The 13,517-nt window shown below is 63.0% G+C and carries 8 protein-coding genes and 1 pseudogene; 4 read left to right on the top strand and 5 right to left on the bottom strand.

The window, feature by feature from the left end; all coding sequences use genetic code 11:
- Positions 1-8: 8 nt before the first annotated feature.
- On the bottom strand, positions 9-821 hold the full coding sequence (locus ACH79_RS11915) for a hypothetical protein (protein WP_161851192.1): 813 nt from the start codon (positions 819-821) through the stop codon (positions 9-11).
- A gap of 240 nt (positions 822-1,061) precedes the next feature.
- Here ACH79_RS11915 and ACH79_RS11910 point away from each other — a divergent pair, with 240 nt between their 5' ends.
- Entirely contained in the window at positions 1,062-2,438 is a 1,377-nt protein-coding gene (locus tag ACH79_RS11910; protein WP_161851191.1) for a cytochrome P450, read from the top strand.
- Positions 2,439-2,554: 116 nt separating this feature from the next.
- Here the strand turns inward: ACH79_RS11910 and ACH79_RS11905 are convergent, their stop codons facing one another.
- The gene (locus ACH79_RS11905; RefSeq protein ID WP_161851190.1) at positions 2,555-3,046 is read right to left on the bottom strand and encodes a cupin domain-containing protein; all 492 of its coding nucleotides are present in this window, start codon (positions 3,044-3,046) and stop codon (positions 2,555-2,557) included.
- A 115-nt stretch (positions 3,047-3,161) separates the two neighbouring features.
- A complete protein-coding gene (locus ACH79_RS11900) occupies positions 3,162-4,004 on the bottom strand; it encodes an SDR family NAD(P)-dependent oxidoreductase (RefSeq protein WP_161851189.1) in 843 nt (280 codons plus the stop codon).
- Positions 4,005-4,192: 188 nt separating this feature from the next.
- Here ACH79_RS11900 and ACH79_RS11895 point away from each other — a divergent pair, with 188 nt between their 5' ends.
- From ACH79_RS11895 to ACH79_RS11885, 3 genes and pseudogenes are all read left to right on the top strand, one after another.
- Positions 4,193-5,155: a sensor histidine kinase gene (locus tag ACH79_RS11895; RefSeq protein ID WP_161851188.1), complete on the top strand. Its 963-nt coding sequence runs from the start codon at positions 4,193-4,195 to the stop codon at positions 5,153-5,155.
- A 238-nt stretch (positions 5,156-5,393) separates the two neighbouring features.
- Entirely contained in the window at positions 5,394-7,169 is a 1,776-nt protein-coding gene (locus ACH79_RS11890; RefSeq protein WP_161851187.1) for a bifunctional diguanylate cyclase/phosphodiesterase, read from the top strand.
- Between the two features lie 173 nt (positions 7,170-7,342).
- Positions 7,343-10,420, top strand: a pseudogene (locus tag ACH79_RS11885) (EAL domain-containing protein).
- On the opposite strand, the gene ACH79_RS11880 reads toward ACH79_RS11885, so the two are convergent.
- Both ACH79_RS11880 and ACH79_RS11875 read right to left on the bottom strand, forming a co-directional pair.
- Positions 10,336-12,270, bottom strand: a complete 1,935-nt coding sequence (locus ACH79_RS11880) for a patatin-like phospholipase family protein (RefSeq protein ID WP_161851186.1) — start codon at positions 12,268-12,270, stop codon at positions 10,336-10,338. The pseudogene ACH79_RS11885 and the gene ACH79_RS11880 sit on opposite strands and share 85 nt — an antisense overlap.
- Before the next feature lie 198 nt (positions 12,271-12,468).
- Positions 12,469-13,500, bottom strand: coding sequence for an LLM class flavin-dependent oxidoreductase (locus ACH79_RS11875; RefSeq protein ID WP_202639222.1), 1,032 nt, complete (start codon positions 13,498-13,500; stop codon positions 12,469-12,471).
- Positions 13,501-13,517: the final 17 nt, after the last annotated feature.

Genomic DNA, 13,517 nt, shown 5'->3' with positions numbered 1-13,517 from the left:
AGCGCCCCCTACTTCCCGTAATATTCCTGCACGGTGTCCCACGCGATGTTTTGCAGGAACGCTACGGTTTGTCCGTCGAGGCCGGCGAGATGGGCGTTGCCGACCGGCGAGCGCCCGGTGAGCGCGGCAAAGACCACACAGGAGGCGAGATAAGTGCCGGCCGGGCTCGGATGGCGCTTGTCGGCGGCGTACAGATTGATCTCGGGTTGCTTGTCGAGCGCTTTCGCAAAGGCGAGGCCGGCCGGGATCACCAGCGCGTTGTTCGCATTGCCTGCGATCGTATAAGCCTCGGCGAGTTGCGCCGTCATTTCCGGCTTGTCGGCATAGGCCCAGGACATGAAGAACACCGGCCTAGTGCCCTTGGCGCGAACGATCTCGCTGCTCTTTTTGGCAAACTCGGTGAATACCGACTTGAGCGTCGGATGGATCGGGCACTGGCTGCAATCCATCATGATGGCGACGTCGAACAATTTATCGAGCTTGTTGAAGACGACGTTGTTCTGCTCGTCGAAGGAATAGGAGCCGATCGCCTTTGGACGGAGATAGCTTTCGACATCATGCCAGTCGATGCCGGAGCCACTGATGGTGACCGAGGTGGCGCGGTAGGCCTGCTTGTTGGTGGCGTCGGCGGCCCGCTGCATCGCCAGCACGTGGCTGTGCATGCTGTTGTTGTAGTAGAAGAAGCTGTTGCCGATGAAGATTTCAGTTTTGGGAAAATCCGGCCCCAGCGTTTTGACCAAAGGTTTGGTCTGGGCCTGCGCCAGAGAATTTCCGCCCAGCGCGACCAGCGCAAGCACGAGCAACCCAAGCATCCGCGGCATGTCTACCCCCCTGCCCATTTGATTTTGGAGCACCCTAGCACACGCTCGCGGCTTTGTGACGCGACTTGGCTGATCTACGGCTGGCGCCGACAGCCGCGCGCTTTGCCGCATGGAAACAAGGAGTTATTTGCCGGACCAGGCTAAACCCGCGCCGCGCACGCCCATATTTAATGCCGCGACAAAGCCACCGACACAGAGGATAATCTTTGCGATTTTCGCAGATCGCCCGGAGCAATTGCCATGTCGATGCCGAGTGTGGCTTCATCAGCCAATATTCCGGTGCCGCCGAACCCCAAGGCGTTGCGGCACATTCCCGGTAATGAGGGCTGGCCGTTTATCGGCAACACGCTGGCGGTGCTGGCCGACCCCAAAGGACAGATCGAGAAGTCGGCCGCCAAATACGGTCTGATCTACCGCACCCATTTGTTCGGCGAGACCAGCGTGACGATGCTCGGGCCGGAGGCCAACGAGCTCGTGCTGTTCGACCAGGCCCGCCTGTTCTCCTCCACCCATGGCTGGGGACCGATCCTCGGCCTGCTGTTTCCGCGCGGGCTGATGCTGCTGGATTTTGAAGAGCACCGCCTGCACCGTCGCGCGCTGTCGGTCGCGTTCAAATCGGGGCCGATGAAGTCCTATCTCGTCGATCTCGACCGCGGCATTGCCGCGCGGGTCAAGCAGTGGAAGGCGCAGCCGGGCGAGATGCTGGTGTATCCGGCGATGAAGCAGCTCACGCTCGATCTGGCGGCAACGTCGTTCCTCGGCGCCAAGATTGGGCCCGAGGTCGACGAGATCACCCGCGCCTTCGTCGACATGGTGGCGGCAGCCGTGGCGCCGATCCGGCGGCCGCTGCCGTTCACGCAGATGGGCCGCGGCGTTGCCGGCCGCAAGCGGATCGTTGCCTACTTCGCCGAGCAGATTCCGATCCGCCGCGCGCGGGGCGGCGGCGATGACCTGTTCTCGCAGCTATGCCAGGCGACGCACGAGAACGGCGCGCTGCTGTCGACCCAGGACATCATCGACCACATGAGTTTTCTGATGATGGCGGCGCATGACACGCTGACATCGTCGCTGACCTCCTTTGTCGGCGAGCTTGCCGCCCATCCCGAATGGCAGCAGCAGTTGCGCGAGGAAGTCAAAGGCCTCGGCATCGAGGCCAACGATCCCTCCAGCATCGCCAATCTCGAAAAGATGCCGCTGTCGGAAATGGCATTCAAGGAAGCGCTGCGGCTGAAGCCGCCGGTGCCGTCGATGCCGCGCCGCGCGGTGCGCGACTTTTCGTTCAGGGGGTACGACGTTCCTGCCGGCACGCTGGTCGGCGTCAACCCGCTGTTCACGCACCATATGCCGGAGATCTGGCCCGAGCCGGACAAGTTCGATCCGATGCGTTTCTCCGACGAGGCGCAGCGCAACCGAAATCGTTTCGCATGGGTGCCGTATGGCGGCGGCGCGCATATGTGCCTCGGGCTGCACTTCGCCTATATGCAGGCGAAATGCTTTGCCCGGCATTTCCTGCAGAATCTCGAAGTGTCGCTGGAGCCTGGTTACAAGGCTGATTGGCAGATGTGGCCGATCCCGAAACCGCGGGATGGATTGCGGGTGGTGGTGAAGGCGGTGTGAACCCGTCATTGCCGGGCTTGACCCGGCAATCCATCACTCTTCGCTGAATGTCTTTCTTGATAGATGCGCGGGTCAAGCCCGCGCATGACGAGCATTTATCGGGTTACGCACTACATCTACTTCACCAGCGTCGTCAGTTGCGCACCTTCATCGGCCACGAACACCGCGATCAATTCCGCGGGTTCGGTCATGCTGGCATTGGCCGAGACCAGATGGGTCGAGCCGGGCGGCTCGAAGAATGACTGGCCGACCCCAAACGTCTCGACCGGCCCGCCGGCCAACTGCGAGCGGATCTCGCCCTTGGTGACATAGGCGGTGACAGAGCCGGCATGCTGGTGCGCCGGCGTAAAGCCGCCGGGGCCGTAGAACACCCGCACGATGGTGACGCGCTTGCCCGCCACGTTCGGCAGCGCATGCGAGCTGATCGGCTCGACGACATCCTGCGAACCGGTCACGCTGTTGGCGCAGAGCGGCTCGATGATCGCCGAGACCGCGTCCATGGTCGACGGCAGCGTCTTGCCGATGACGAAGGCGCAGGCGAGGCCGGCGATGACGGCGAGATAGAGCGGGCGGCCTTCCGATGGCGATAGCTGGAATGTTGCAGACATTTGCGTCTCCTTTTGCCCCAAATCTTAACCGTCAATGCGAGAAGCGAAGCGACGAAGCAATCCAGGTCTCCGTGTTCGGCGCGATGGATTGCTTCGCTGCGCTCGCAATGACGGACTATCCCGCGCCCTGATCGAACGCCTTCTTCAGCGTGACATAGCCCTGCTGTTGCTGGCTCCAGTTGCGGCCGCCGATCATGGCGCCGTCGACCACAAGGTCGTGGCCGTTGACGAAGGAAGATTCGTCGCTGGCCAGAAAAACCGCCGCGTGCGCAATATCATCCGGCAGGCCGGCGCGCGGGATGGGCTGCGCCGATTTGTAGACCTCGCGCATTACGGCCGGGGTCTTCTCGGCGGCTTCCACCGACAGGCCGAGCGCTTTGCCGAAAATGCCGGTCGCGATCGCGCCGGGCGAAATCGAATTGACGCGAATATTGGATTCGCCGAGCTCCATCGCCACGCATCTGGTGAGGTGGATGACGGCGGCCTTGGCCGCGCTATAGACCATCGACGATGAATAGCCGGCCAGCGTGCCGGCGATGCTGCCGTTGTTGATGATGCTGCCGGAGCCCTGCTTGCGCATGTAAGGCGCCGCATGCTTCATGCCGAGCATCACGCTGCGGATCAGCGTCGCCATCGCCGCATCAAACCGCTCCACCTCCAGGCCTTCGATGCCGCCGGTCTGGGCCGGACCGCCGGCATTGTTGAACAGGCAATCGATGCGGCCGAATTTTTCTACCGAAAGACCAATCAGCGCCTTCATCTGCGCTTCCACCGTGACGTCGGTCTGGCGAAAGATGCAGTGGGCACCGAGTTTCTTGGCCAGCGCCTCGCCTTCTGGCGCGCGGCGGCCGGCGATGACGATTTTCGCGCCCTCCGCGACGAATATCTCCGCGGTGCGCAGTCCGATGCCGCTCGTCGCACCCGTGATCACCGCGACCTTGCCGTCCAGCCGTCCCATGTCGTTACCCCCCCGATATCGGTTGAGGCCAATATTCCCGTCTCTTGCCGGCAAGGCAAGCGCACTTGTTCCATCGCGTTCCCGCCGGCGCCGGGCCGGTTTGCGACCTCAAGGCGCCCCGAAATCCTCGAATTTCGGCATGGTCGGCCATATTTTGGATTCGCTGATCACGTGAAGTGACCATTCTGATGAAGAAATTGATCGACGAATTCAGACGCGGCTGGCAGGGCATCTCCCAGCCCTCGCTGCTTTTCAGCACGGCCTTCGCGGCCGGCTGCCTCGCTGTGTCGACGATCGCCCGGTGGGGCGTCGCCCAGCTCCGCCCCGACGTATTCTTCACGCCGTATTTCCCGGCCGTGTTCCTGGCCGCCGCGATCGGCGGCGCCCGGTTCGGGATCGCCACCGCCGTCGCGGGGGGCGTGCTCGGCCTCACCGTCAATTTCGACGGCGCCACGGCCGATTCCGCGCGGCTTGCGCTGCTATTGATGTTCTGGGCGGTCTGCGGCTTCGCCATCTGGGGCGTCGAGCATTACCGGACGATCGTGGCGCAACAACGGGAAGATTCCAAACGCCTGATCCGGGAAGAAGAGTACCGCAAACTCCTCGTCGAGGAATTGCAGCACAGGCTCAAGAACAAGACGTCGACGATCCACGCCGTGCTGCACCAGGTCCTGCAGGACCAACCGCAGATCTGGGGCAGTATCGATCGCCGCCTCCGCGCGCTGTCGGCGACCGACGATTTGATTGCGCGGCTGGACGGCAGCGGCTGCGACATCAAGGACATGCTGCGCTCGGAGCTCGGGCCGTACGGCCATGTCCGGTTCAACTTGAACGGCGACTCGCTGTTCCTGCCGGCCAAGCTGGCGGTCAGCCTAGCGCTTATCTTTCACGAACTCGCCACCAATGCGGGCAAGTACGGCGCGTTTTCCTCGGCCCGCGGACTGCTGCAGGTGTCGTGGTCGGTGTCGGAAGGGCGCCTCAACGTCACGTGGGACGAGACTGAAGGTCCCGCGGTCGAAAAAGTCGGCCCGGCGGGCTTCGGCACCAAACTGCTGCAATCGGCGCTTCGTGCCTTCGACGGCAAGACCGAGATCAGCTTCCTCAAGACCGGCGTACATTGCACGATGCAGTGCCGGCTTCCCGCAAACTAGACCCGATAGCGCCATTTTCTCATCTTGAGACATCCTTGCCGACGCAAGATGTCCGTCGCACTCTCGAAACGCCGTGAATCGAGATTCGCCTTGCACGCGACATTCTCGCCCGGCGTTGATACTCTGTTAATGACGATCGAGCGGACGCCGTTTGGGAATCGCCGACTTCTAGGGTTGTTGCGGCTTTTCGGAAGTCCGCTTAACCAATGCTACAAGGGACTTTGCCAAGTTCCGTGGCATGCATAGTCCCAATAAGAACGATTTTCAGGCCGCGGCGACGCAGGCCGGCAATGAAAGCTCATTCGAATCCGAACTGAACATCCTGAGAGATGTTTTCAGGCTGCTCCCGAACGGCGTGACGGTTCAGGACGAGAATGGCGAATTCGTTCTGATGAACGACGCCGCGGCGGCTGCGCTGCAGGCGGCTGCCGCCGCGCCGGACCCGTCGCAACTGAGCGATCGCCGCGAAACCTGCCTCGAATTGCTGCGTGCAGGCCGCCCGGCCGTGCTGGAAGAATCCATTGCCGGTGGCCAGGCCAAGCAGGTATTGCTGACCTCGCACCGACCGATCCGGATCGCCGAGCGCAATTTGCTGATCTCGAGCTCCACCGACATCTCCGAACAGAAGGCATTCGAGGAGCATCTGTTCCGCTCCGCGTATTACGACGAATTGACCGGGCTGCCGACGCGGCGCGTGATCGAACATCGCGTCAACAGTCTCTTGAAGTACGACAACGGACAGGGCCGTTTCGCACTCGCCTTCCTCGACGTCGACAATTTCAAGCACATCAACGACTACTACGGACATTCGGTCGGCGACGCGCTGCTGGCGGAGATGGCCAAGCGGGTCGGTCTCGACCTGCGCGAATCCGACATCCTGTCGCGGATCAGCGGCGACGAGTTCGTGCTGCTGCTCAACCCGATCGAGAGTGAGGACGAGGTCGCCGAGTTCATTCGCTTCATTCTGCAGCGGCTGAAGGCGCCGTTCTTCATCGACCAGTCCGAAATCTTCGCCTCGACCTCGATCGGCGTCAGCCTCTATCCCGAGCACGGACGCAGCTATGAGGAGTTGCGTCAGAACGCCGATATCGCAATGTACCGCGTCAAGAATGGCAGCAAGGGCGCCGCGGCGTTCTTCGATGCCAGCATGGAACGCGAGGCGCTGGCGCGGATGAAGGTCGAGCAGGCATTACGGATAGCGATCCTGGAAAAGCGCTTCTGCTGCGCCTTCCAGCCCAAGGTCGACATCCGGACCCAGGAGATCCAGGGCGTCGAGGCGCTGGTGCGCCTGCGCGACGACGAGGGGGTGATTCAGGCTCCCAGCACGTTCATCAATCTTGCTACCGAACTCGGCCTGATCGACGAATTGACCCACCTCGTGCTGGCGGAGATCGTCAAGTCGATCGACCTGATCAACGAGACCTTCGGCCCCGACACCACGATCAGCATGAACGTCGCGGCCAAGCAGGCCGGCAACCCCGAATTCATGGGGCCGTTCGCGCAGGCGATCGAAGCCACCGGATTTCCCAAGCGCTTCATGATCGAGGTGACGGAAGACGCCTTCGTCACCAAGACGCATTTCCACGACGAGATCCTGCCGCTGTTCCGCAAGCTCGGCGTCAGGATCTCGATCGACGATTTCGGCATCGGCTATTCGTCGCTCTCGGCGCTGGCCGACATCACCGCCGACGAGATCAAGATCGACCGCTCCTTCATCACCGACATCCATAAGCGTCCGCGCAGCCAGGGCATCCTGCGTGCGATCGAATCCTTGAGCGAAGCGCTCGGCATGACCGTGATCGCCGAAGGGCTCGAAAGCTTCGAGGAGCTGGCCTATCTGCAGGCCGCAACCAAGATCCGCTACGCGCAGGGCTACTATTTCTCGAAGCCGATCTTCCTGGAAGACCTCAAGCTGGCGACCCCGCGCGTCAGCGAGGCGCGCGCCGGGGTGGTCAGCCGTCCCGCGCCGGAAACCCGCGCGGCTTATGCCCGCACCGGCACCTATCGCCGCTAGAGGGGATGCTCGCCGCGGACGCAGCAAAATAACTCCTTTCCATCGGCGCCCGAAGGACACGCGATTTAAGCCTTAAGTAACCGGATTTCCTAATGGCTTATGACATCCGCGCATCGTATTTGGGCTTCCGGGAGAAGGGAGAAATGCGCGAGCTGATTCACCACCTGCACGGCATGAAGGCCAGAACGGCGGCCACCGGGCGGCACCTTGCCGCGACTATCCAGGGTCCGGTGCTGTGGCTGACGCTATGCGGTGGGATGCTGGTCGCGGCGATTTTCGTCGGCACCATCATGATGGCCGGTGAATTCCGCGAGCGTGCGCTCGTCAACAGCGAACGCGAACTGGAGAACACCGTTCGTCTGCTCGCCCGCCATTTCGACTAGCAATTCGAGGATTCCGACACGCTCGCCGATGACGTGATTACCCGACTGCAGATTTCCGGCATCGCCTCGGAGAAGGAATTCCGGCAACGCGTCGCGAGCGTCGAAGCGCACGAGATCCTGCGATCCAAGGCGGGCGTCCTGTCGTATCTCGGCGACATCTCGATCTTCGACTCCAATGGCGACATGATCAACTGGTCGCGGCCGCTGCCAGCGCCAACGCTTAACATTTCCGAGCGGGCTTATTTCAAAAGCTTCAAATTCGATTCGCGCTCACCGTCCATCCTGACCGAATCGGTTCGCAGCTATCTCACCGGCAATCTGAACTCCGTCATCGCGCATCGATTGCGAGGCGAGGACGGCACTTTTCTCGGCGTGATGACGCGCCGCATCAACCCCGCCAATTATGAAAAATTCTTCGCTTCCGTAGCCCTCGGCACCGGCGCGGCCATCTCGATGTTTCATGCCGACGGCACCCTGCTTGCGCGCTATCCCCGGGTCGACGACCTGATCGGCCAGAATTTCGCGAAAGCGCCGCTGCTGCAGCGGGTCCGGGAGCGCGGCACCCAGCAGACACTGCGCGTACAAAGCCCGATCGACCAGACGGCCAGGCTGGGATCGGCAGCCCCACTCGGCCACTACTCGGGCATAGTGGTCGCGACCAACACGGTTACCGCCGCGCTCGCCGATTGGCACGAACAAACCACGGTCCTGGTTATCGCGGCAACGCTGGCGGCGGCGGTGATCGCCCTGATCCTGTTCCTGATCATCCGACAGATCACCCGCCAGAACAGCGAGGCGCAGCAGCGGCTGGAAGCGGAACGGGGTCGGCTCGACACCGCCCTGAACAACATGATCCAGGGCCTGGTCACCTTCGACGCCTCGGCGCGCGTCGTCACCTTCAACCGCCGTTATATCGACATGTACAATTTGTCGACCGAAATCGTGAAACCGGGCTGCCACTTCCGCGACCTGATGCAGCACCGCAAGGACAGCGGGTCGTTCGCCGGCGATGTCGACGAATTCTGCTCGACCGTGATGCGAAACATCGCACGCGGCCAGGTCGATCACAGCATCATGCAGGGCCCGGACGGACGCTCGTTCATGGGAGTAAGCAAGCCGCTGGCGGGCGGTGGCTGGGTTGCCACCATGGAAGACATCACCGAGCGGCGCAATCTCGAACAGGAGCGCGACCGCAACTACGCGTTTCTGAGCCAAATCATCGATCACATCCCCTCGCAGATCACCGTGAAGGACGTGCATGACCGGCGCTATTTGCTCGTCAACCGCGTGGCTGAGGCTCAGTTCGGCATTTCGCGCGACCTGATCATCGGCAAGACGGCGTCCGACCTCTTTCCGGAAGACGCCGCCGCGATCATCGCGGCCGACGAAGAGAAAACACTGCAATCCCCCGACGGCCTGTTCAAGGACGAGCACGTCTGGGAAACGCAAGGGCTGGGCCCGCGGTACATCACCTCCAGGCGGCTTGGAATCCGCAATTCCGCGGGTCAAGCGCGTTACATCATCAACGTCGTCGACGACGTCACCGAGCGAAGGCTTGCCAACGAGAAGATCGCGCATCTGGCGCATTATGACGCGCTGACCGACCTTCCGAACCGGGTGCTGTTCCGCGAGCAGATCGAGCGCGAGCTGCGCAAGGCCGCCGGCGGCAAATCATTCGCCCTGCTCTATATCGACATCGACGAATTCAAGGGCATTAACGACTCGCTCGGACATCATGTCGGCGACGAACTTTTGAAGGCGGTCGCGGCCCGCCTCAAGGATTGCATCAAGCCGGGTGACCTCATCGCCCGCCTCGGCGGCGACGAATTTGCTGTCATCCAGACCGCGATCGGCGGCCGTGCCGATGTCGAGGAATTCGTGGCGTGCGTCTACGAGGCAATTCGCCAGCCCTATCAATGCCTCGGGCATCAGCTTTCGACCGACGCCAGCATCGGCATCGCGCTCGCGCCGGAGGACGGCACCGAACTCGACCAGTTGATCAAGCACGCCGACCTCGCAATGTACGCCGCCAAGGCCGAGGGACGCCGCGTCCATCGCTTCTTCGAGCCCACGATGGATGCCCGCGCCAAGGCGCGGCTCACCATGGAGCAGGATCTGCGTCAGGCATTGGCCGACGGCGGCTTCGAAATCCACTACCAGCCGCTGCTCGATCTCACCAGCAATGAGGTGACCGGCTGCGAGGCGCTGTTGCGTTGGCGCCATCCCGAGCGCGGCATGGTCTCGCCGGCCGAATTCATTCCGGTCGCCGAGGATACCGGCCTGATCAACGAACTCGGCGTCTGGGTGCTGCAGACCGCCTGTACCGAGGCGGCCGGCTGGCCGTCCCGGGTCAGGATCGCCGTCAACGTGTCGCCAGTCCAGTTGAAGTCGCCGACGCTGGCGCTGCGGATCACCGGCGCGCTGGCCGCCTCCGGCCTGGCGCCTGACCGGCTCGAGATCGAAATCACCGAGGCGGTGCTGATCCATGACGACGAGACCGCACTCGCCATCCTGCATCAGCTCCGCGCCATCGGCGTGCGCATCGCGCTCGACGATTTCGGCACCGGCTTCTCCTCGCTCAGCTATCTGAAGCGGTTCCCGTTCGACAAGATCAAGATCGACCGCTGCTTCGTCAGCGACATCGAGGTCGACGGTTCGGCGGCAATCGTGCAGGCGGTGGTGAATATCGCAGCCGCCCGCAGCATGACCACGACTGCGGAAGGCGTCGAGACCGAGCAGCAGCGCGAGATGCTGCGCCAGCTCGGCTGCACGCAGATGCAGGGTTACCTGTTCAGCGCACCCAAGCCCGCGGCCGAGGCGAGGCGACTGCTCGGCGTGCGATTGGAGGCCGCGACGGCCGTCGCCTGACGCCGTTCCAGCGCGCCGGTATCGAGTATCGCCTCGATCGCCGAACTGCCCCCCGCCTCCAGCGCCGCGATCGCTTCCCTGGCCCAGAGGTAGGAGGCCTCGAAGATTTCCGTGTGACGATCGAAATCCGTCACGTCGATATCGAGCGGAAGCGGCGGACGCATCACCGTATCGAATGGCCCGACCGGCAGCGTATCGTAGCGCTGATGCGCCACGAGGCTGCGCCAGAGCACGTTGACTGCGCTCGGCGCTGCGGGCAGCAGCTTCTTGCGGAACGGCGTCAGCATGGCGGCGATTAGCTCCAGCCGTCCCGGCAGCGAGGCATAATCGACGTCGAACATCTCCGCCGCAGGCTCGCCGAAATGCACGACCAGATTGGGGCCGCTCTTGAGCTGATGCATCGAGGCGAGCGGGACGTTGTCGATGAGGCATCCATCGACCAGCATCGCGCCTTCCGCCGTGTAGAACGGCGGCAACAGCCCCGGGATCGCGCTCGATGCCCGCACCGCCTGCCATAGCGGCCCCGAGCGGATCAGTTCGAGATTGTGGGTCGACAGGTTGGTGGCGACGGCGGCGAACGGCCGCCAGCAATCCTCGATCCGGCAGTCGGGGCCGTATTGATGGGCCAGCGCGCGATCGAAGGCCTTGTGGTCCAGCAGCGCGTAACGCGGCCAGGTCGGCCGCCGAAAGCTTCTGCTTCTGACGAAGATTTCGTGCGTCCCGCGCTCGAGATCCTCGGCTTCGAGGTTTTTGGCAAATCCCGCCACCATCGCGGAGCCGACGCTGGTGCCGACAAAGATATCGAACATCACGCCGCGTTCGCGAAACGCCTTGTAGATCCCGACATGCGCCGTGCCAAAACTGCCACCGCCTGCAGCGACGAAGCCGATTGCCCGGCCGCACAGAAAGCGGATCAGGCTGTCGATATCGACCTGGTCTTCGAGGGCGACGTGGTGATGCATGAAGGACGGCAGCCGGGCAAGCCAGGCCGCGGTGCGAGAAACCTCGCCGCTTCGCCGGTCATGAACGCGTACAAGGCGTCGGGCCGAAATGGAATGAACCTCGCAGGCAAAGGCCTCGATATCCGTCAATGCGGCTGCCGGCGCATCGCCGCGGCAGGCGAACACGACCATGTCGGCCTGGCGGATGGCCTTGCGCGCCCAGGGCGACGCCTCATGGCCACCGAGATAGACCACCAGCGGCGCGGCGTGTTCGAGCTTGTTGAGCCACTCGGTCACATCATGCGCATCGAGCACGCGGCCGGGAAACATCGCCTGCAGACGGTCGGCGTCGACAATCTCGGCATCGATCGCGGCGAGCCCCTCGCGGATCCGGCGCTCGAAAGCGCCCGGCAGCGGCTCCAATCCGCCGCCGATCAGCGCCACCGTTCGCGCCTTCGGCGAGGTGCGGAATGGCGCGATGCGCGCAGTCTCCCTGGCGAACCGCCGCGCCAGCGCCGCGAGCAGCGCTTCGACGATGGCGGGAGCCTCCTCGACGAGCTTCTGGTAGGCAGGACGAGTCAACGCCAGCACGCTGGTGTCGCGGATCGCGATCACATCGGCCGTGCGCGGGACATTGGCGAAGAAGCCGATCTCGCCGACGAGTTCGCCGGCTCGAAGTTCAGCGATCGGTTCGAGATAGCCGGTCTTGCGCACCGCAAGCGCGCCGTGCAGCACGAGGAAGAGCGAATCCGACGGCCCGCCTTGCGCGACCAGCATCTGCCCACGCACCAGATCCTGGCGGACCATGGCGCTGAGAGCCTTCAGCCGCTGTTCGGAACTGAGCGTTCGAAACAGCGCGAAGTCCTCCAGCGCGGAGCTCCAGGCGAGGACCGAGCTCGACCCACTCATTTGGCGGTACCCAGTTGAAACGGCCCGACTTTAGCGCCGGGCTAAAACCATCGCGAGTGATATAAAGGCTTGCAAACTAGCGCACCGCAGCAGCAGCCCCGTGTCAGGTGGTCTTACGGATGCACTGCAGCATGACCGCCGCACCTCTGCCTTACGCCGCCCACCGGCCGCGATTGTTCTCGGCCAGAATGGCACGGATCAGCCGGCCAAAGCGCTCGGCTCCTCGTCATGCAGATAACCGGACAGGCAGAACGAGTGGCAGCCGGCATCGATGAATTGCTGCAGGGTCTCGGCGCACTGGACGGGATTACCGACGACGGCAATGCCGGCGCCGGGACGGACTTTTGTGATGCCGGTCCAAAGATGCGGCAGCAAGAGATCGCCGTGCTCGCGGGCAAGCTGCTGCACGCGCATGTTCGCTTCCGATTTGTTGTAAAGCGTCTTGATTTCCTGCTTCTGCCGCTCGGTGGCGTGCCGCACCAGCTGGTCGGCAGCCTCCCAGGCGTCGGCCTCGTTTTCGCGGCAGATCACCTGCAGCCGCATGCCGAAACCGATGTCGTTCTCGCGTCCATGCGCGCGCGCCATCGCCCTGATCTCGGCGATGTTCGAGGCGATCTTTTCCGGCAGGTCGCCCCAGAACAGATGCACGTCGGAATGTTTGGCTGACAATTCCCAGGCCTGTCGCGAGCCACCGCCAAGATAGAATTTCGGAAACGGCTGCTGGTGCGGCCGCGGCCGGATATGGGCGCCGGACAATTTGTGAAACTTTCCCTCGAAGTTTACCGGCCCGCGCGTGGTCCACAGCGCCTTGAGGATCGAGACTTCCTCCTCCATCAACTCATAGCGCGCTTCCTTCGGGTAGAGCACGCCCTCCCCTTCGACCTCGCTCTCGTTCTGACCGGCGATCAGATTGATGCAGATTCGCCCGCCCGACATCTGGTCGAAGGTCGAGATCATCTTCGCCAGCAGCACGGGATTGATGTAGCCCGGTCGCGCCGCGATCAGCGGCTTGATCGACGATGAACGCGCCGCCATGAACGCGCCTGTGATCCATGCTTCCCAGCACACCGAGCCGACCGGGATCAGGAGATATTCGAAGCCGGCCTGTTCCGCCGCCTGCACCACGCGGTCGCACAGTTCAGGCGAGCCCGGAATCTGCGCGTCCATCAGGCCATAGGCCGTGGTGTCGCCATGCGTTGGCAGATACCAGCCGAATTCGAGTGGACGCATGAACGTTTCTCCCTGTC

It is taken from the genome of Bradyrhizobium sp. CCBAU 051011 (assembly GCF_009930815.1).
In the GTDB taxonomy this organism is placed as follows: Bacteria; Pseudomonadota; Alphaproteobacteria; order Rhizobiales; family Xanthobacteraceae; genus Bradyrhizobium.
This window is presented reverse-complemented; position numbering and strand designations above follow the sequence as displayed.